The sequence below is a fragment of the Nocardia puris genome (assembly GCF_036051655.1).
GTDB lineage: Bacteria > Actinomycetota > Actinomycetes > Mycobacteriales > Mycobacteriaceae > Nocardia > Nocardia puris.
In genome coordinates, this window is sequence record NZ_CP107943.1 from 5,289,736 (window position 1) to 5,309,919 (window position 20,184).

A 20,184-nucleotide genomic window follows, 5' to 3' on the forward strand; every position below is an offset into this window, starting at 1 on the left:
TCAGGCCCGCACGCCGGCGCGGAACTTCGGAACCCGCAGGCTCACTTTGGTTCCCGCGCCGGGCGCCGTCTCCACCACCAGGCCGTAGTCGTCGCCGAACGCGGCGCGCAACCGGTCGTCGACGTTGGCGAGGCCGACGTGCGCGGATTCGCCGGACCCCGCCGGGCCGGTGGCGACGGCGTCCAGCGCGCCGGAGCGCAACAGCTCCGGATCCATGCCCGAGCCGTCGTCCTCCACGGCGATGAGGCAGTCGGTGCCCGCGTCGGTGGCCTCGAGGGTGATGGTGCCGCCGCCCGCGCGGCCCGCGATGCCGTGGCGCACCGCGTTCTCCACCAGCGGTTGCAGCGCGAGGAACGGCAGCACCACCCCCAGCACCTCCGGCGCGATGCGCAACCGCACCTGCAACGCGTCGCCGAAGCGGGCGCGCTCCAGCGCGAGATAGCGCTCGATATTGCGCAGTTCCTCCGACAGGACGGTGAATTCGCCCGCCGCCCGGAAGGAGTAGCGGGTGAAGTCGGCGAATTCGAGGATCAGTTCGCGGGCGCGGTCGGGATCGGTGCGCACGAACGAGGCGATGGTGTTGAGCGCGTTGTAGATGAAGTGCGGGCTGATCTGCGCGCGCAGCGCCCGGACTTCGGCGCGGTCCAGGCGGGCGCGCGAGGCGTCGAGTTCGGCGAGTTCCAGTTGGCCGCAGGCGTAGCGGGCGACCTCGGCGACCGCGCCGAGCAGACCGGGGCCGGGCTTGCCCCCGGTGACCACGCCCAGCGCGCCCGCGACGCCGTTGTTCTCGATCAGCAGCGGTTGCGCGACCAGCGTGCGCGCGCCGTGCTCGGCGTGGGCGGGCCCGGCGACCAGCACCGGGCGCTCCCCGGCGATGGCGCGCCGGGCGGCGTCGGCGAACACCTCGGTGAGGTCTTCGTGCGGTCCGTCCCAGGCCAGCAACGTCGCGTCGGCGTCGGCGACGCCCAGCGCCACGGCTCCGGTGAGCGCCCGCAGATGCGGTGCCGCCTCTTGCGCCGACTCCTCGGTGAGCCCCCGTCGCAACGGCACCGCCGCCAGTGACGCCGTGTGCAGGGCCGAGTGCACCGCCCGCTCCGCAGGGGTCGTCACCACGCGGCGGGTGCCCAACCACACCAGCAGCGCCCCGCCCACCGCCGCCAGCACGGCTACGACCACGGCGGTGGCGGTCACCTCCGACCTCCGACCATCTTCCGATTATGTCCCGGTCGTCGCGATGAGCCGTGCCGGCGGCGCGGTCGTGCACGAGGCTTGCGGTTCTCGGCCGAGCGGACCTGTTCGCGGCGGTGCGCGTCGTTGTGGACGGTGTCGACGTAGGACGTCGGGCCGCCGGGGGATGACGGCGGCGATGCGCAGGCCGGGTCGCCGGTGCGGGCCGATCGCCCGTGACGGCGGTGAGATCCGGCCGTGGCCGGGCAACAGCGGATCGCGGGCGCGCGAAACGCCGCGATCACCCTGGTAGCCCGGATCAGCCCTGGTACTCGGAGACGGTGAATTCCAGCGTGCCCGGTTCGGGAATGTGGGCCTGCCCGATGGTGACGGTGCCGGTGAACGTGCCGACGCCCGGGCTGAAGAGCGCGCCGCGCCCGTCGTTCATCCAGTAGCCGGGGCCGTTGGCGGTGCGGGTGACCGAACCGGTCTCGCCGGTCTCGGTGTTGCGCCAGTTCAGCGTGACCGGCAGGGAGCAGGTGCCCACGCCCCACATCGTGGTGGACACGGTGAACGCCGCGGCCTCCGGATAGGCGTCCCCGGCGACCGACGCGTCGACCTGGGCGATGCACAGGCCCTGCGTGAGCGAGTAGGCGGTCTGGAACTCGCCGCCGTTGGCGGCGGCCGGCGCCGCGGTGGCAGTGAGCGCCACGACCGCCAGTGCGGCGGGCAGCCCGAGCGTGAAACCTGTCTTGATCTTGGTGGTCATCGTCGACACCTCGATACGGATCGTCGCGGATTCGTGGTCTGCGTGCCCGGCCGACGCTACCAGCGCCACCCGCCCCGCACCGGCCGTTCCGCGACGCGCCGGTGACGTTCGACACCGACACGCCGAGGGTTCCTGGGACTTCGCGACAGCGTGCGTTTCCCGCCGCGTGGCGGTCGAAACGTGTCGGTGGGGCGTGCCTAGAATCGCTAGGCCAACCCCCGTCGAGACCAGGAGGGAAGGACTGTCTTGGCCGCGTCCGGATCGTTCGTTCACCTGCACAACCACACCGAATATTCGATGCTGGACGGTGCCGCCAAGATCTCCCCGCTCTTCGCCGAGGCGAAGCGTCTCGGCATGACCGCCGTCGGCATGACCGACCACGGCAACATGTACGGCGCGTCCGAGTTCTACAACTCAGCCACCAAGGCCGGCGTCAAGCCGATCATCGGCATCGAGGCCTACATCGCGCCCGCGTCCCGCTTCGACACCAAGCGCATCCAGTGGGGCGATCCCAGCCAGAAGAGCGACGACGTCTCGGGTTCGGGCGCCTACACCCACATGACGATGGTCGCCGAGACCGCGACCGGCCTGCGCAACCTGTTCAAGCTGTCCAGCCTCGCGTCCATCGAGGGCCAGCTCGGCAAGTGGGCGCGCATGGACGCCGAGATCATCGCTCAGCACGCCGAGGGCATCATCGCCACCACCGGCTGCCCCTCCGGCGAGGTGCAGACCCGCCTGCGCCTCGGCCACGACCGCGAGGCGCTCGAGGCCGCCGCCAAGTGGCAGGAGATCTTCGGCAAGGACAACTTCTTCCTCGAGGTGATGGACCACGGCCTGTCCATCGAGCGCCGGGTCCGCGAGGGCCTGCTCGAGATCGGGCGCACACTCGACATCCCGCCGCTGGCCACCAACGACTGCCACTACGTGCACGAATCGGACGCGGCCAACCACGAGGCGCTGCTGTGCGTGCAGACCGGCAAGACGCTGTCCGACCCCACCCGCTTCAAGTTCGACGGCTCCGGCTACTACCTCAAGAGCGCCGAGGAGATGCGCGCGATCTGGGACGCCGAAGTCCCCGGCGCGTGCGACAACACCGAATGGATCGGCGAGCGCGTCCAGTCCTACGAGGACGTGTGGGCCCACCACGACCGGATGCCGATCTTCCCGGTGCCCGAGGGCGAGACCCAGGCCTCGTGGCTGCACAAGGAAGTGATGCGCGGGCTGGACCGCCGCTTCCCGAACGGCGTGCCCGACGAATACGTGCGCCGGGCCGAGTACGAGCTGAACGTCATCTGCGAGATGGGCTTTCCCGCCTACTTCCTCGTGGTCGGCGACCTGATCAACCACGCGCGCGAGGTCGGCATCCGCGTCGGCCCCGGCCGCGGTTCGGCCGCCGGTTCGCTGGTGGCCTACGCCATGGGCATCACGAACATCGACCCGATCCCGCACGGTCTGCTGTTCGAGCGATTCCTCAATCCCGAGCGCGTCTCGATGCCCGATATCGATATCGACTTCGACGATCGCCGCCGCGGTGAGATGGTCCGCTACGCCACCGACAAATGGGGCAGCGACCGCGTCGCCCAGGTCATCACCTTCGGCACGATTAAAACCAAGGCCGCGATCAAGGACTCGGCGCGCGTCCAGTTCGGCCAGCCCGGTTTCGCCATCGCCGACCAGATCTCCAAGGCGCTGCCGCCGCCGATCATGGCCAAGGACATCCCGCTCTCGGGGATCATGGATCCCGAGCACGAGCGGTACAAGGAAGCCGCCGAGGTCCGCGAACTCATCGGCAACAACCCCGATGTCGCCAAGATCTACGAGACCGCGCGCGGCCTCGAGGGCCTGATCCGCAACGCGGGCGTGCACGCCTGCGCGGTGATCATGTCCTCCGAACCGCTGATGGAAGCGATCCCGGTCTGGAAGCGGCCCCAGGACGGCGCGATCATCACCGGCTGGGACTACCCGTCGTGCGAGGCCATCGGCCTGCTCAAGATGGACTTCCTCGGCCTGCGCAACCTCACCGTCATCGGTGACGCGCTGGACAACATCAAGGCCAATCGCGGCATCGACCTCGATATGGACAACCTGCCGCTGGACGATCCGCCCACCTACGAATTGCTCTCGCGCGGTGACACTCTCGGTGTGTTCCAGCTCGACGGCAGCGCCATGCGCGACCTGCTGCGCCGCATGCAGCCCACCGGCTTCGAGGACATCGTCGCCGTGCTCGCGCTGTACCGCCCCGGCCCGATGGGCATGAACGCCCACAACGACTACGCCGACCGCAAGAACGGGCGCCAAGAGGTCAAGCCGATCCACCCCGAGCTGGAGGAGCCGCTCAAAGAGATCCTGGCCGACACCTACGGGTTGATCGTGTACCAGGAGCAGATCATGCAGATCGCGCAGAAGGTGGCCGGGTACTCCCTCGGCCGAGCCGATATCCTGCGCCGCGCCATGGGCAAGAAGAAGGCCGAAGTGCTGGCCGCGGAGTTCGAGGGCTTCGAAGAGGGCATGCTGGCCAACGGCTTCTCCAAACCGGCCATCAAGGCGCTGTGGGACACCATCCTCCCGTTCGCCGGGTACGCGTTCAACAAATCGCACGCGGCGGGCTACGGCCTGGTGTCGTTCTGGACCGCCTATCTCAAGGCGAACTACCCCGCCGAGTACATGGCGGGCCTGCTCACCTCCGTCGGCGACGACAAGGACAAGGCCGCCGTCTACCTGTCGGACTGCCGCAAACTGGGCATCACGGTGCTGCCGCCGGATGTGAACGAGTCCGAGCAGAACTTCGCCTCGGTCGGCAAGGACATCCGTTTCGGTCTCGGCGCGGTGCGCAACGTCGGCGCCAACGTGGTGTCCTCGATCATCCAGGCGCGCAAGGAGAAGTCGAAGTTCACCGACTTCTCCGACTACCTGAACAAGATCGACGCCGTGGCCTGCACCAAGAAGGTCACCGAATCCCTCATCAAGGCGGGCGCGTTCGACTCCCTCGGCCATCCCCGCAAGGGCCTGATGCTCATCCACTCCGACGCCATCGACGCGGTGATGACCACCAAGAAGGCCGAGGCGATGGGTCAGTTCGACCTGTTCGGCGGGCTCGACGACGGTGACGATTCGGTGGCCTCGGTGTTCAATGTCGCGGTCCCCGAGGAGGAGTGGGAGACCAAGCACAAGCTGGCGCTCGAGCGCGAGATGCTGGGCCTGTACGTGTCCGGGCATCCGCTCAACGGCGTGGAGCACGTGCTCGCCGCCCAGGCCGACACCCAGATCCCCGCCATCCTCGAAGGCGATGTCAAGGACGGTCAGCAGGTCACCCTGGGCGGCATCCTCGCCTCGGTGAACCGGCGCATCAACAAGAACGGCCTGGCCTGGGCTTCGGCGCAGCTCGAGGACCTCACCGGTGGTATCGAGGTGCTGTTCTTCCCGCAGGCGTACTCGGTGTACGGCGCCGACGTGGTGGAGGACGCGGTCGTGCTGGTGAAGGCGCGCGTCTCGGTGCGCGACGACCGGATCTCGCTGATCGCCAACGACCTCGCCGTCCCCGACCTGTCGTCCATCGGCGTCGCGAAACCGTTGTCGGTCACCATCTCCACCCGCATGTGCACCCCCGACAAGGTCTCCGAACTCAAGCGCGTCCTCTCCCGCCACCCCGGCACCTCCGACGTGCACCTGCGCCACGTCGGCGCCCGCGAGAAGACCACCCTGCTCAAACTCGACGACAGCCTCCGCGTCTCCCCGTCCTCGGCCCTGTTCGGCGACCTCAAAGCCCTCCTCGGCCCGAGCTGCCTCACGGCGTGAGCGGTCGCGGATTCGGCTGCGCGCGTGCGTGATTCACGGTGCGGCCGTCGGTTCCCGGCGGCCTTAACCGCTTCTTCAGCGAACCGTAAGGGCAGTGGGGGAGGTTGGGCCGGTCCAATTTCACCCTGGAGACAATGGGAATCCGGTCATGGCAAGAATCTTGCGCTCTGCGCGTGGCGTGCTGGTCGCGCTGGTGGTTTTCGGCACCGTCGCGGCGGTGTTCGCGGCGACGGCACGGGCGGGTAGCTACTCGCAGATCCGGTTCGCGCCGGGGACGAACGCGGCGACCGTCGACGGTGCGGTGGTCCGCGGCGACCTCGACGTGTACCTCGTGGAGGCGGGTGCCGGGCAGACGGTGACGGTGCGCGTCGAGTCGGTCGAAGACAACGCGGTGATCAACTTCGCCACGGGCAACGGCTACCTGCTGCTGGAGGAGCAGCGGTGGGGACAGGTGGTGTTGCCCGCCGACGACAACTACAGCCTGGTGGTGATGCCGACGCGCGGCAACGCGACGTACTCGGTCCACATCCAGATCGACTGACGGTCCGCACGCGGAAGGTCCGGCTCGCGCAGCCGGACCTTCCGCGTGCGTGGCGATCACATACGCGCTACGCGGAGACCGCGACTCCCAGGCTGAGCGCCGCGAGGAACCTCGGCCCCTCGGCGTAGTACACATCCAGGTCGCGGATCTCGAACCCCGCCGCCTCCACGATGCCGCGGATATCGCGGTCCAGATTGCAGCCACCGGCCACGGCGTTCTGGATCGGATTCAGCCGGTGCTGCCACGTCTGCACCCCCGCGTCGGGTGCGAGGCCGTGCTCCACGAAATGCAGTGTGCCGCCGGGCACGAGGACTCGGCGCACCTCGCTCAGGGCGGCGGCGACGTCGGGGATGGTGCACAGCGTCCAGGTGGACAGCGCCGTCTCGAAACTGTTGTCGGCGAACGGCAGTGCCTGCCCGTCCAGCCCCGCCCGCTCGATCGGCACCTCCGCCCGCTCGAGACGCTTGGCGGCCAGTTTCCAGCCGAGGTCGGCGGGCTCCACCGCGCTGATCGAGCGTACGGCCTCGGGATAGAACGGCACGTTGAAGCCGGACCCGAACCCGATCTCGACCACCCGCCCGTGCAACCCGGAGCACACGCGGGCGCGCTCCCGATCGTTGGCCTTCATCCCGCAGGCGAGGTTCACGAGGCGGGGGACGACCTGATCCCGATAGATTCCCACCGCTCCACTCTGGCACAGCGGATGCGCCGGTGTCGCCGGGATGAGACATCCGCCGGTGCATGCGATGCTGGCGCGGTGACTCTCTTCGAGGTGTGGGCGCCATACGCCGAGACGGTCCGACTCGATCTGGACGGGGTGGTGCTCCCGCTGACGCGAGCCACGAACGGGAGGTGGCGGGCCGAGTACCCGGCCGGGAACGGCGCGCGATACGGCTTCCTCCTCGACGACGATCCGACCGTGCTGCCCGATCCGCGCTCACCCCGCCAACCCGACGGCGTGCACGCGCGCTCGGCGGTGCACACCCTCGATCCGGCGGGCTGGACCGATCAGGACTGGACCGGTCGCCCGCTGGCCGGATCGGTGTTCTACGAACTGCACATCGGCACCTTCACCCCCGAGGGCACGTTCGACGCGGCGATCGAGCGTCTGGGTCACTTGGTCGACCTCGGTGTCACAGTGGTCGAGGTGATGCCGGTGAACGCCTTCGACGGCACCCACAACTGGGGGTACGACGGCGTCCTCTGGTACGCGGTGCACGAGTCCTACGGCGGCCCGGACGGTCTGCAACGCTTCGTGAACGCTTGTCACGCACGAGGTTTGGCGGTGTGCCTGGATGTGGTGCACAACCACCTCGGCCCCTCGGGCAACTACCTGCCGCGCTTCGGGCCGTATCTGACCGAGGGCCGCAACACGTGGGGCCAGAGCCTGAACCTCGACGGTCCCGGCTCGGACCAGGTGCGCCGCCACATCCTCGACAACGCGCTGCGCTGGTTGCGCGAATTCCACGTCGACGCCCTGCGTTTGGACGCCGTGCACGCCTTGGTCGACCGCACCGCCACGCACCTGCTCGCCGAATTGTCCGCCGAGACCGAACGTCTCGCCGCGCACGTGCGCAGGCCGCTGACGCTGATCGCCGAGAGCGACCTCAACGACCCGCGGCTCATTACGCCGCGCGCGGCGGGCGGCTACGGACTCACGGGGCAGTGGAACGACGACCTGCACCACGCCGTGCACACCGCGGTGTCCGGCGAACGGCAGGGCTACTACACCGATTTCGGCTCGCTGGCCTGTCTCGCTCGCACGCTGACGCACGGATTCTTCCACGCCGGAACGTATTCCAGCTTTCGCGGCCGCAGACACGGTACGCCGCTGGACCGTTCGGTGGTGCCGGGCTCGGCGCTGCTCGCCTACACCTGCACCCACGATCAGGTGGGCAATCGCGCGCTCGGCGACCGGCCCAGCGCGTATCTCACCGACGGGCAGCTGGCCGTGAAGGCGGCGCTGGTACTGTGCTCGCCGTTCACGCCGATGCTGTTCATGGGCGAGGAGTGGGGTGCGCGCACGCCGTTCCAGTTCTTCACCTCGCACACCGATCCGGTGATCGGCGCGGCCACCGCGAGCGGGCGCAAGGCGGAGTTCGCCGAGCACGGCTGGTCCACCGACGAGGTGCCCGATCCACAGGACCCGGCGACGTTCCTGCGGTCGAAGCTGGACTGGGCCGAACTCGCCGACCCCGCGCGGGCCCGGCTGCTGGACTGCTACCGGGCGCTGCTCGCGCTGCGCCGGGCCCGCCCCGAGCTGACCGATCCCGCGCTGCCCGACGTCCGGGTGGCCTACGACGAGCGGGAGCGCTGGATCGTGGTGCATCGCGGCCGGTTACACCTGCTGTGCAATCTGTCGGAGGATCCGGTGCGGATCCCGGTGACCGGATATTCGCTGCTGTCCTGGGAACCGGCGACCGAAGGTCCCACCGCCACCACGGTTCCCGCGCACTCGTTCACGATCCTGGACGACGGACTGCACGGATAACGGAACGTCAACTGTCCCGGACAGATGCTCGACGCGGGCGCGTCGCGCCGCTACCGTGGGTTGATGAGCAACGTGGCTTCGGTCGACGGCAGCGCGGCCGTCGAATTCGGTCCGCTGGTCCGCGCTTTCGGCAAGGCCTTCGGCCATCGACCAGGGGCGGGTGCGGCGCTGGCCGTGCACCTGGACGGCGAACCGCTGGTCGACATCTGGACCGGCGCCACGGGCGGTGTGCCGTGGACGCGGGACACGGGCTCGATCGTGTTCTCCGCGACCAAGGGCCTCACCGCCACCGTCATCCACCGGCTGGCCGACCGCGGACTGCTCGACTACGACGCCCCCGTCGCGGAGTACTGGCCGCTGTTCGCCGCGCGCGGCAAGGGCGCGATCACGGTCCGGCAGGTCATGACGCACAGCGCGGGCCTGTCCTCGCTGGCCCCGCTCGCCCGCCGCGTCGAGGACGTCCTCGACCACGAACTCATGGAGAGCCGCCTGGCCACGGCCGCGCCGGACCGGCTGCTCGGTGTCCCCGCCTATCACGCGCTGACCTTCGGCTGGCTGCTGGCTGGACTGGCCCGCGCGATCACCGGCAAGAGCATGGGGCAGCTTTACCGCGAGGAGATCTCGGACCCGCTCGGGCTGGACGGGCCGTATCTCGGTCTGCCGCCTGCGGATTCGGCGACGGTGTACGCACCGCTCACCGGCAACCAGCTGGGCGCGCTCGGCACCCCGGTCGGCTCGAATGTGCTGCGCCGCTCGCATCTGCTGCCCGGCGCACTCGGCGCGGCCACCCGCTGCCTGTTCCTGCCCGGGATGGAACGCATCCTCGAGGGTGAACAGCCGCCGATCCTGCGGACCGAGATGGGCGCGGGCAACGGCGTGTGCAGCGCGTCGACGATGGCGAGCGTGTACGGCGCGGTGGTGGGCGGTCCGGCCGTCGACGGCAGGCCATACCTGTCCCCGGGAACCGTGCGCGCGCTCGGCCGGGTGCACACCTATCACCTGGACCGCGCGCTGTTCTACGCGCCGATGATGTGGCACCTGGGCTACCACTCGCTGCCGGCGCCGGGCGGGCGGCGCGGACTCGGGCACATCGGGCTCGGCGGCTCGTTCGGCTGGGCCGATCCGGCGCGGCGGCTCTCGGTGGGCTTCGTGCACAACCGGCTGGCGCTGCCGCAACTGGGCGCCGACCAGTTCGCGGCGATGTGGCTGGTCCCGTTGATCGTGCGCTGCCTGCGCGCGGGCCGCCGCGGCGCATCCGAGGTGGTGCCGGCGGCGGCTTGACGCGGCGGAGGTCCGGACGGGGTGGTCTGCGCGCGGCCGGCTGACGCGGCGGGACGGCGAAGCTCGGGTGGTACCCGCGGCGGCGTGACGCGTCCGGACGGAGCACCCGCGGCGGGCTGAGGCGGCTGGAGGCAGCAGCCGACCGATGTGCCTAGGTCAGGTACCGGTAGGCCGGCGAGCCCGGCTCGAGCCGTTCGCAGCGGATGGGCGAGGCGTCCATCCGCTCCAGCAACTGCGCCAGCCCCTCGGGCGCGCCGAGTTCGATGCCGACCAGCGCCGCGCCGAACTCCCGGTTATTGCGCTTGACGTACTCGAACACGGTGATGTCGTCGTCGGGACCGAGCACCTCGTCCAGGAAGCGGCGCAGCGCGCCCGGCTCCTGCGGGAAGTCGACCAGGAAGTAGTGCTTGAGGCCGCGGTGCACGAGCGAGCGCTCGATGATCTCGCCGTAGCGGGACACGTCGTTATTGCCGCCCGACACCAGGCACACCACCGTCGAATCCGGCGCCACGTCGACCTCGGTGAGCGCGGCCACGGCCAGCGCGCCCGCGGGTTCGGCGATGATGCCCTCGTTCTGGTAGAGATCGAGCATGGTGGTGCAGATGGCGCCCTCGTCGACCTGCAGCAGCCGGAACGCGCCGCCGCCCGGGCGCGATTCGGTGGCGGTGAGCAACGGCAGCGACCCGTGTGACACCACGCGGCCGCCGAACTTCGCCACCGCGTCGTAGGGCACCTGGCCGATGCGGCGCACGGCGGCGCCGTCCACGAACGGGTCGATCTCGGGCAGCGTCACCGGGCCGCCCGCCACCAGCGCGGCGGTCATGGATGCCGCGCCCGCGGGCTCCGCGCCGAGGATGGCCGTCTGCGGGGCCCGTTCGCGCAGGTAGGTGCCGATGCCGGCGAGGCAGCCGCCACCGCCGACGGGGATCACCACCAGATCGGGCGCGGTGCCGAGCTGCTCGAGGATCTCCACAGCGATGGTGCCCTGGCCCGCGGCGGTGCGCACGTCGTCGAACGGCGGCACCATGGTGGCGCCGGTGCGTTCGACATCGGCGGCGGCGGCCGCGGCGGCCGCGTCGTAGGTCTCGCCGACCGCGATCAGCTCCACGAACTCGCCGCCGTGCACGCGGATGCGGTCGCGCTTCTGGCGCGGCGTGGTGGTGGGCACGTAGATGCGGCCCTTGATGCCCATGGCCTGGCAGGCGAACGCGACGCCCTGCGCGTGATTGCCCGCGCTGGCCGCCACCACGCCCGCGGCCCGCTCCTCGGGGCTGAGCTGGACGATGAGGTTGTAGGCGCCGCGCAGTTTGTAGGAGCGCACGGCGGTGAGGTCCTCGCGTTTGAGGTACACCCGCGCGCCGGTCAGTGCGGACAGGCGCGGGCTCAGCTGCAAGGGGGTGGGCTCGATGATGTCGGTGATCCGCTTGATGGCCGCGTCGATCTCGTCCGCGCTCAGGGCGGGACTCGCGGGGAACGTCTTCTCGATCACATCAAGCGGGTTGGACACCAGAAATATGCTGCCACCCCCCGCGTGCCGGCCGCGCGGCGGGTGGGCAACCCGTCAGCGTGGTGTGAGGACGAACACGGGGATCTCGCGGGTGGTCTTCTGCGCGTACTCGTCGTAGTCGGGCCACACCTGCACGGCGCGGTTCCACCACAGCTTCTTCTCCTCGCCGAACACCTCCCGCGCGGTGTAGTCCCGGGTGACCTCGCCGTCGCGCAGTTCGACGTGGGGTTCGGCGACGATGTTGTGGTACCAGACGGGGTGTTTCGGTGCGCCGCCCAGCGAGGCGACCACCGCGTACTCGCCGTCGTGCTCGACGCGCATCAGCGGGGTCTTGCGCAGCTTCCCGGTCTTGGCGCCCTTGGTGGTGAGCAGGACCACGGGCGCGCCGCGCAGCGTCGTACCCTTCGTTCCCCCCGAGTTCTCGTAGGTCTCGGCCTGTTCGCGGGCCCAATCGGACGTGCTCGGTGCGTACTCTCCGGCTAATGGCATGAGGGGGACAACATCGCGGCGCCGGGCGGTATTCCGAGTCGCGGACGACACATGCCGCGCGGCCGCGCCGGACACGAATGTTCGGTAGACCGAAACTCTCTCTCCGTATATCCTGACGACATGACGACGGTTCACCCTTCCTCCGTGGATATCGCGGGTACCGCGTGGCCGGTGTACAAGCTCGAAGCACTCGCCGCCGCGCTGGTCACGGGTGTGCTGCTCGGCCTGATCCTCGGCTCGCCCCAGGTGGCCGTGCTGGCCGGCGCCGCGGTCGCGGCCGTCCGGTGGATCGTGGGCGCGTACGCCGCCCGCCGTGCCGCGCCCGTGCGGTCGGTCCGCGCATCGTCCCTGCGCTGAACAGCGGGCCTGCGCGCGACACGTCCCGGACCTTCTCGCGTCTCGCGTACCTCCAGCGACCTCGGCCCGCAGCGCGCGTTACCCACCTCTCTCGACGGCCGGCTCTCAGTCCGCGCCGAGATCCTCCGCGCCCAGATCCAGAGCGCCGAGTTCACCCCGCGAGACGACCCCCAGCTTCGGATACGCCTTGTACAGGTGATGTCCCACCGTGCGCGGGCTCAGGAACAACTGCGCCGCGATATCCCGGTTCGACAGGCCCTGCGCCGCCAGCCGGACGATCTGCAACTCCTGCGGGGTGAGCGCGGCGACCACCCCGGTCGCGGGCTTGGCCGCGGCGTCGGCACCGCCGAGCGCGCCGAGTTCGCCGCGCGCCCGCTCCGCCCACGGGCTCGCGTCCAGTCGCTCGAACGTCTCCAGCGCCGGTCGCAACTGCGCGCGGGCCTCGGTCTTGCGCCGGTGCCGCCGCAGCCACTCGCCGTAGAGGAGCTGGGTGCGGGCGTGCTCGAACGGCCTGCCGGTGCCGTCGAGCGCGGCGCGGAAGTGCCCGTCGGCATCCGAGTCGGGAGCCACCAACGCGCGACAGCGGGCGGCCAGCGCCGCGACCCACCCCTGTCGCGAATCCTCGGCCCACCCCTCCAGACGCCGCGTGCACTCCTCGGCCCGCGTCGTGTCGCCGAGCCGCACCGCGGCCTCGACCAGATCGGGGAGCGAGTGCAGTCCGATGACGTGGTGGCGGCACGGCTCCTCGCTGAGCGGCGTGAACCGGGTCAGGGCGCTGTCCACCCGTCCCAGCCCGAGGTCGAGCATCCCGAGGGCGGCGTGCGTCCAGGTCACGCCGGGTGCGCTCGCACCGCCGAACTCCTCCGCCAGCGCGCGGTCCACGTGCGCGCGGCATTCCGCTTCCGCCCCGCGCAACGCCGCGAGATAGGCGAGGCACGAGGCCAGCTGGCTCACCCACTGGCCTTGTCCGCTGTCCTCGGCGATGCGCAGGCCTTCGGTCGCGATGACCAGCGCCTCACCGGGGCGTCCGAGGAACAGCTGCGCCTCGGCGTGAAAGAACAACAGGGTCGGCAGCGGTCCGATGCGGCCCATCTCGCGGCATTCGGCGATCAGCTCCGCGGCGAGCTCGGCGACCTGCTCGTCCTGGCCGACGACCAACCCGGTGCCGCACAGTTGCGCCAGATCGCGCGGCCGGTCCCCGCCGCGTGCCGCCTCGGCCGCGTCGCGCAGGTCGGCGGTGTAGCGACCGTGCAGACCGTCGACCAGATACTCGATCGCCGCCGCCATGGGGTGTCCCTCGGGCAGGTCGAGCATCTTCAGCCGCTCGGTGATGCCCTCGATCTCGGCATCGCCCAGGTACCAGGCGATGTGTCCGGTGGGCGTGAGGATCCGCAGGGTCAGCGCCGGATCGATCGCGTGCGCGGCGTCGGCCGCGGCCAGCAATCTGCGGTAGGCCGGAAGGTGTTTGCCCGCACCGAATTCCGCGAGCCCGCGCACCAGATCCAGGCGGGCGGTCAGCCGCGGATCGCCGGTCCGGGCGGCCGCGCGTTCGGCGAGCGCGCCCGACAGGTCGACCAGTCCCGCTTCGCTCGCGGTCTCGGCGGCCAGCACCAGCCGCTCCACGGTGGCGGCGGGATCGGTGCTGAGCGCCGCGGCGCGTTCGTAGGCCACGACCGCGCCGTGGAAACCAGTGCGGGCGCGCGCCCGGTCGGCGGTGTCGGCCAGGGCGGCGGCGACCGACTCGTCCGGGCCGGTGGCGGCCGAGGCCGCGTGCCAGGCTCGCAGGTCGGCATCGGCGGGTGCGGAGAGCGTCTCGGCCAGCGCGCGATGCGCCGCCAGCCGCTGGGCCAGCGGCGCACCCCGGTAGATCGCCGACCGCAGCAGCGGATGCCGGAATTCGACGGTGCTCCCGTCGGTGCGGATCAGCCGCTCGGTCTCGGCGGGTTCCAGATCCGACACCTGCGCGCCGAGCGTCGCGGCGGCCGCCAGCACCGGTGCCAGGTCCGTGGTTCCGGCCGCGGCCGCGACCAGCAGCAGGGTGCGGGTCGCGAGAGGTAGCCGGGTGGCCCGCCCGTAGAAGGCGACCTGGAGACGTTCGGTCAGCGGCAGCGGATTCGGGCCGCTGCGAACGGATTCGGCCGCCAGCACGCCGGGCAGCTCGCGCAGTGCGAGGGGATTGCCCGCGGCTTCGCCGAGCAGGCGGTAGCGCAGGGCGGGCGGCAGGTCGGGGTCGTGCCGGTCGACCACGGCGGCCGCGGCCTCCGGGCGCAGCGGGCCCACGGTGAGTTCCGCGAGCCCGGGGGCGGGGAAATCGCCTGCGCCCGCCCTGGTCGCGAACAGCATCACCACGCCCTCGGCGTCGAGGCGGCGCGCGGCGAACAGCAGGGTCTCCGCCGAGGCGCGGTCGAGCCAGTGCGCGTCATCGATCAGGCAGAGCAGCGGCCCGTCGGCGGCCTCCTCGGCCAGCAGCGAGAGCACCGCCAGTCCGATCAGCAACCGGTCGCCGGGTTCGCGGTCACCGAGTCCGAACGCGCCGAGCAGGGCCGCCCGCTGCCGCTGCGGCAAGGTCTCCACCAGCGCCATTCCCGGCCGCACCAGCAGGTGCAGGCCCGCGAAGGGCAACTCCGCCTCGGATTCCACGCCCGCGCCGCGCACGGACGGGATGCCTTGGGCCGCCGCGTAATCCAGCAGCGCGCTCTTGCCGATGCCCGGTTCGCCCCGCAGCACGAGCGCGCCGCTGCGTCCCTCGCGCGCGGCGGCGATCAGGTCGTCGATCCGGGCCTGTTCGGTCTCGCGTCCGTGGAGCATCCGTTCACGGTACTGAGAAACCGGCACCACTTAGGTCATCGACCGCGAAAAGTACTTATGCGCGACTGATTCGGCGACCCCTACCGCCGCCATACGGTTTTCTCATCGCGCCGCACAGCGCACCGGACAACGAAGGAGTCACCGTGAACGACCTGGTCGCGCAGTACCTCGAACTGTGGAACACCACCGACGCCACCGCCCGCCGTGCGGGGATCGACCGCCTCTTCACCGACGAGCCCCGCTACGTCGACCCGCTCATGGCGGTCACCGGGCGCGACGCGCTCGACGCCGGTATCGCCGCCGTGCAGGACCAGTTCCCCGGCCTGGTGTTCCGGCTGGCCGGCCCGGTCGACGGCCACCACGACCAGGTGCGCTTCACCTGGGAACTCGGCCCGGCCGACGGCCCGGCGCTGGTGGTCGGCTTCGACGTCGCGGTACTGCGCGACGGCCGCATCGCCGACGTGTACGGCTTCCTCGACAAGGTCCCCGCCACCGCCTGACCGGGTCAGGCCCGGAGGTGGTAGCGCAGCGTCACCACGTAGGGCCCCGGGTCAGGCCCCTCGAACCCCGCCTGAAATTTTTCCTTCCACCGCTAGGAGATCCACCATGACCACCACGACCGCCACCAACCCCCTGTCCGGCCTGCTCGCCCCCGGCGACAAACTGCTCCGTCTCTCGCTGCGCCTCGACGCCGTCGTGACCGGCGTGAACGGCCTGGCCTACCTGGTGCTGGCCGGCCCGATCGAATCGCTGCTCGGCCTCGACTCCCGCATCGGCGTCGGCATCGGCGTCTTCCTGCTGGTGTACGCGGCGGGTGTGGGCCTGGTCGGTGCGCCCGCGTCGATCAACGCGACCGGCGTGCGCGCCGTCGTGGTGGGCAATATCGCGTGGTCGGTCGTGAGCCTGGTGGCCCTGGCCACCGGTGTGCTCGACCTGAAGGCGCTCGGCGCGGTGTGGGCCGTCATGCAGGCCGCGGTGGTCGGCGGATTCGCCGCCCTTCAGCTGCTCGGACTGCGTAAAGCGCGCTGACCACCTCATACACGGCCCCGGCCACGCGCCGGGGCCGTTCGCCTGCGCCGGACCCGTCACGCTGCGCCAGTTCACCTACGTGGGCTTCGAGTCCGAGGAGTCCGACGATTCGGGTGCCGTGTTCGGCGACCCGACCTGGCTCCGAGTAGTCCGCCGCCCGCCCCGAGCCCCGGTTCGTCCGGGGCCTTCTCGTATCCAGGTACGCGCGCAAGTCACCGTTACCTCTAGGCTTTCCGAAGCGTGATCGACAGATTCGAGTAGTCCGATACGCGCAATTCCGAGCGGCTGGAGGGGGACAATTCAGCTATGAAACGCCTGGTGGTGTGCTGCGACGGCACCTGGAAGGCCGAGAACAGCAGCACGGTCTCGAACATCGTCAAGATCGCACGGACGATTCCGGCGACGGCGCCGGCCGCCGACGGGTCGGGCGAGACGGTCTGTCAGCAAGTGATCTACGTATCCGGCCCCGGCGCACGGGGATTCACGGCCGACCGGTTCTTCGGCGGCGCGTTCGGGATGGGGTTGTGGGCGAATCTGTCGGCCGCGTACTGGCAGATCGCGTTGAACTGGGAGCCCGGTGACGAACTGTTCATCTTCGGGTTCAGCCGCGGCGCCTACACCGCGCGCAGCCTGGTCGGCCTCATCGACAAAATCGGCATCATGCGCGCCAAATCCATGCTCGAGGGCCACTATCCGACGGCGCTGCGGATGTACCGGCGGCGCGCGAGCAAGCTGCCCTGGGTGCGCAAACCGCCGAGCGAACGCGACTGGCGCGAGTTCCGCCGGGTGCACAGCCACCGCGACCGCTGGATCGACTTCCTCGGCGTGTTCGACACCGTCGGCGCGCTCGGCGTCCCCGGGATCACGTCCTGGCGGCACCGATTCCACAACGTGGCCCTGTCCCAGCACGTGCTGTGCGCGCGGCACGCGCTGGCCATCGACGACCGCCGCCGCGCGTTCACCCCGTGCCTGTGGGAGGTGCCGATCGAGCTGGGCGTCAAGTACGACCGGGTCAAGCATCGCGACGCCGAACGCGTGGAGCAGGTGTGGTTCCGGGGCGTGCACACCGATGTGGGCGGCGGCTACCCGGAGTGCGGGCTGTCCGACGCCAGCTTGCGCTGGATGGCGGCCGAGGCGGAGGCCGAGGGCCTGGTGTTCGACCGCGCGCTGCTCGACGATGTGATGGTGGGCTGCCAGGGCATCGAGGACCACGGCAAGCAGCACCCGTCCTGCGGGCCGCTGTACTGGGTCGACAACCTGCTGCGGGCGGTGTTCCGGCCGAACCCACTGCGGTTCCACCCGACTCTGCGTCGCAGGCTCGAGATTCCGGGCGACCACGGCGTGCTGCTGGCCTCCACCGTCTACGAGGACGAGAGCTACCGGCCTGCCAACTTGCAGCGGTGGCTGCACGCGCGCAACGGAGAGCCGCCCGAGGAGTTCGTGGAGACCGTCCCCGACGCACCGTCGGCGGTCGTGGTCACGCCGCGCAACGGCAGCCGCCCGGACGCCGAGGCGGAGCTCAGCGCACCAGCAGCGCGATAGGCAACCGGGTGAACACCTTCTCGAGCCGAACCCGGCCCTGGAAGGTGTGCCCGGTGAGCCGGTCGGTCCAGTTGCCCGGCGGCAGGTCCAATATCGTGTCGCCCCACCCGGTTTCGGACAGCGCGACGCTGTGTCGGGTGGCGGCGACGATCACCTCCGCCGGTTCCCCGAACTTGCCGCGCGCGTAGGCCACGAGCTTGCTCGCCTGCTCGCCGACACCGAACAGCGGGGTGTAGGCGCCGCCGACGAAACACTCGGGACGTTCGCGGCGCAGCCACAGCGCGTAGGCGACGATCCACATCTTCGCCGCGCCCGACGGATCGAGTGCCGGTGTGCCGGTGAGCGATTGGAGCATGCCGGTACGCGCCGAGAAATCGACCGGACGGCGATTGTCGGGGTCGACGAGCGTGTCCTCCCACAGTTCGCAGCCCTGGTACACATCCGGAATCCCCGGCCCGCACAGCTGGAGCAGCTTCTGTGCCAGCGCGTCCGACCACGCGTGCGGCGCCAGATCGTGGACGAGGTCGCTGAGTTCGGAGCCCACCGGACCGTCGATCACCGCGTCCATCCAGGCGTGCACCGACGCCTCGAATTCGGCATCGGGCTCCTCCCAGGAGGTGCGGGTGCCCGCCTCACGCATCGCCTTCTCGGCGAACTTGTGCAGGCGCTCGCGCAATCCGGGCACCGAGGAGGCGGGCCGCCCGTCGGCCGGCCAGACGCCGAACATGTTCTGTAACAAGAACAGTGCCGTCGCGCCGTCCGGGGCGGGGGTGGTCTCCAGCCACGACTCCACCGACCGCGCCCAGGTGCCCGCCACCTGGGAGAGCACGCCGATGCGGGCGCGCACGTCCTCGCCGCGTTTGGTGTCGTGCGTGCTGAGCGTGGTCATGGCGGCGGGCCAGCGCCGAGCGCGTTCGGTGTTGGCGAGGTGGAACTCGTTGAGCGAGTGGCCGAACCGCGCCGGGTTGCCGCCCACCTCCTGGAGCGAGACCAGTCGCGCGGCCTGGTAGAACATGGTGTCCTCCACGGCTTTCGCGGTGATCGCGCCCCCGACCTGGTTGAACCGCACCGCCGCTTCGCCGTCGGCCGCCAGCGCGGCCACCAGCACGTTCAGCGGCGCGGTGAGTTCGCTGTTGCGCTTCTCGACCTCGGCGATCACCGCGCCGACCATCCCGGCCAGCGGTGTGTAGTCGGCGCGGTAGACGGGCATGAACGCCAGCACCTCGATGGTCGCGTTGGTCAGCGCCATGGTGTCGAAGCTCTCGGCGGCCGCGTCGCGTTTGATCGCCGCGACCAGCCGCCGGATCTCCGGCGCCAGAATGCTTTCCGCGACGGCGCGTTTGATGCGGTGCTCGGTCTCGCCGATCCACGCGCGGTCGCTGCCGTGCCCGGCGAACCGGCGCGAGAGCTCGGTCAGCGCCTGCTCGCCGTCGGGGTCGATGAGCACGCCACCCAGTCCGGCCAGCGCGTCGTAGCCGGTGGTGCCGTCCACCGGCAGCGTCGGGTCCAGCGGTTCGCGGTTGGCCAGGATCTTCTCCACCAGCAGCAGCCGGTGCGGGCCGATCAGCTGGCGCAGTCGCGTGAGATAGGCGGCCGGATAGGACAATCCGTCCGGATGGTCGACGCGCACGCCGTCGATCAGATCGTGTTCGCACCAGGCCGCCAGCTCCCGGTGGGTCAGCTCGAAGACCTCGGGGTCCTCCTGGCGCAGCGCGGCCAGCGTGCTCACCGCGAAGAAGCGGCGGTACGTGCACACGCCCGCCTTCCAGCTCACCAGCCGGTAGTGCTGTTTGTCGTGGATGCGCAGCGCGTTGTCGCCGTCGGTGCCCGGCGCGATGGGAAAGCGCAGATCGTGCAGGGCCAGCATCGGTTCCGGGCCGGTGCGGTCCACCGTGAGGGCGGCCGGATCGTTCTCGCTCTGCAACACCGGCAGCGCCAGCCGCCCGCCCGCGCCGTTGCCCGGACTCCAGTCGATGTCGAAGAACCGCGCGTACGGCGATTCCTTGCCGTTGCGCAGCACATCCCACCACAGCGCGTTCTGGCGCGGATCGGCGACGCCGACGTGGTTGGGCACCAGGTCCACGATCAAACCCATACCGCGCGTGCGCACTTCGTCCGAGAGCGCCTTGAGCCCGAGCGGCCCGCCGAGCGCCGCCGAGACCGTGGTGGGATCGGTGACGTCGTAGCCGTGCGTCGACCCGTGCGCCGCGGTGAGGATCGGCGAGAGGTACAGGTGCGAGATACCCAGCTGCTGCAGGTATTCCGCGATGGCGCGGGCGTCGGCGAAGGTCAGCGCGTCGGGGCGCAACTGGAGCCGGTAGGTGCTGCGCACCGGGGTCGGGCGCGCGGCGACGCGGCCGATCGGGTCGGTGCGGTGGATGTCGGTGGGCGTACTCGGTGTGGTCATC

The 20,184-nt window shown here is 70.6% G+C and carries 15 protein-coding genes; 8 read left to right on the top strand and 7 right to left on the bottom strand.

The annotated features are described in order from the left end of the window. On the bottom strand, window positions 1-1,191 hold the full coding sequence (locus tag OHB21_RS24305; protein WP_067514065.1) for a sensor histidine kinase: 1,191 nt from the start codon (window positions 1,189-1,191) through the stop codon (window positions 1-3). Between the two features lie 295 nt (window positions 1,192-1,486). After that, the gene (locus OHB21_RS24310; protein WP_067514083.1) at window positions 1,487-1,936 is read right to left on the bottom strand and encodes a hypothetical protein; all 450 of its coding nucleotides are present in this window, start codon (window positions 1,934-1,936) and stop codon (window positions 1,487-1,489) included. A gap of 246 nt (window positions 1,937-2,182) precedes the next feature. Here OHB21_RS24310 and dnaE point away from each other — a divergent pair, with 246 nt between their 5' ends. Together dnaE and OHB21_RS24320 are read left to right on the top strand one after the other, a co-directional pair. Then, window positions 2,183-5,731 carry a DNA polymerase III subunit alpha gene (gene dnaE, locus OHB21_RS24315; RefSeq protein WP_084538184.1) on the top strand — a complete coding sequence of 1,183 codons (3,549 nt, stop codon included), beginning with the start codon at window positions 2,183-2,185 and terminating at the stop codon, window positions 5,729-5,731. A 148-nt stretch (window positions 5,732-5,879) separates the two neighbouring features. Beyond that, window positions 5,880-6,272: a hypothetical protein gene (locus OHB21_RS24320; RefSeq protein WP_147266027.1), complete on the top strand. Its 393-nt coding sequence runs from the start codon at window positions 5,880-5,882 to the stop codon at window positions 6,270-6,272. A 67-nt stretch (window positions 6,273-6,339) separates the two neighbouring features. Here the strand turns inward: OHB21_RS24320 and OHB21_RS24325 are convergent, their stop codons facing one another. After that, window positions 6,340-6,954 (bottom strand): class I SAM-dependent methyltransferase, encoded by a 615-nt coding sequence (locus OHB21_RS24325; RefSeq protein ID WP_195126362.1) that lies wholly within the window; start codon window positions 6,952-6,954, stop codon window positions 6,340-6,342. Window positions 6,955-7,029: 75 nt separating this feature from the next. Here OHB21_RS24325 and treZ point away from each other — a divergent pair, with 75 nt between their 5' ends. Further along, window positions 7,030-8,763 (top strand): malto-oligosyltrehalose trehalohydrolase, encoded by a 1,734-nt coding sequence (gene treZ / locus OHB21_RS24330; protein WP_067514068.1) that lies wholly within the window; start codon window positions 7,030-7,032, stop codon window positions 8,761-8,763. A gap of 63 nt (window positions 8,764-8,826) precedes the next feature. Next, entirely contained in the window at window positions 8,827-10,044 is a 1,218-nt protein-coding gene (locus tag OHB21_RS24335; RefSeq protein ID WP_084538187.1) for a serine hydrolase domain-containing protein, read from the top strand. A gap of 151 nt (window positions 10,045-10,195) precedes the next feature. Here OHB21_RS24335 and ilvA read toward each other — a convergent pair whose 3' ends face one another. Together ilvA and OHB21_RS24345 are read right to left on the bottom strand one after the other, a co-directional pair. Further along, a complete protein-coding gene (ilvA, locus tag OHB21_RS24340; RefSeq protein WP_067514070.1) occupies window positions 10,196-11,551 on the bottom strand; it encodes a threonine ammonia-lyase IlvA in 1,356 nt (451 codons plus the stop codon). Between the two features lie 54 nt (window positions 11,552-11,605). After that, complete coding sequence (locus OHB21_RS24345; RefSeq protein WP_067514071.1) at window positions 11,606-12,040, bottom strand: nitroreductase family deazaflavin-dependent oxidoreductase; 435 nt, start codon at window positions 12,038-12,040, stop codon at window positions 11,606-11,608. Window positions 12,041-12,160: 120 nt separating this feature from the next. Here OHB21_RS24345 and OHB21_RS24350 point away from each other — a divergent pair, with 120 nt between their 5' ends. Then, a complete protein-coding gene (locus OHB21_RS24350; protein ID WP_067514072.1) occupies window positions 12,161-12,397 on the top strand; it encodes a hypothetical protein in 237 nt (78 codons plus the stop codon). 105 nt (window positions 12,398-12,502) lie between these two features. Here the strand turns inward: OHB21_RS24350 and OHB21_RS24355 are convergent, their stop codons facing one another. Continuing rightward, window positions 12,503-15,205, bottom strand: a complete 2,703-nt coding sequence (locus OHB21_RS24355; RefSeq protein WP_067514073.1) for an ATP-binding protein — start codon at window positions 15,203-15,205, stop codon at window positions 12,503-12,505. 143 nt (window positions 15,206-15,348) lie between these two features. Between OHB21_RS24355 and OHB21_RS24360 the strand changes: the two genes are divergently transcribed. The 3 genes from OHB21_RS24360 to OHB21_RS24370 all read left to right on the top strand — a co-directional run bounded on the left by OHB21_RS24360 (window position 15,349) and on the right by OHB21_RS24370 (window position 17,776). Continuing rightward, window positions 15,349-15,705, top strand: coding sequence for a nuclear transport factor 2 family protein (locus tag OHB21_RS24360; protein ID WP_067514074.1), 357 nt, complete (start codon window positions 15,349-15,351; stop codon window positions 15,703-15,705). Between the two features lie 106 nt (window positions 15,706-15,811). Continuing rightward, window positions 15,812-16,234 (top strand): hypothetical protein, encoded by a 423-nt coding sequence (locus tag OHB21_RS24365; protein ID WP_067514075.1) that lies wholly within the window; start codon window positions 15,812-15,814, stop codon window positions 16,232-16,234. 306 nt (window positions 16,235-16,540) lie between these two features. Further along, window positions 16,541-17,776 (top strand): DUF2235 domain-containing protein, encoded by a 1,236-nt coding sequence (locus OHB21_RS24370; RefSeq protein WP_195126363.1) that lies wholly within the window; start codon window positions 16,541-16,543, stop codon window positions 17,774-17,776. Here the strand turns inward: OHB21_RS24370 and treY are convergent. Further along, window positions 17,754-20,183 carry a malto-oligosyltrehalose synthase gene (treY, locus tag OHB21_RS24375; protein WP_084538186.1) on the bottom strand — a complete coding sequence of 810 codons (2,430 nt, stop codon included), beginning with the start codon at window positions 20,181-20,183 and terminating at the stop codon, window positions 17,754-17,756. The two genes, OHB21_RS24370 and treY, sit on opposite strands and share 23 nt — an antisense overlap. Between the last annotated feature and the right edge of the window lies 1 nt (window position 20,184).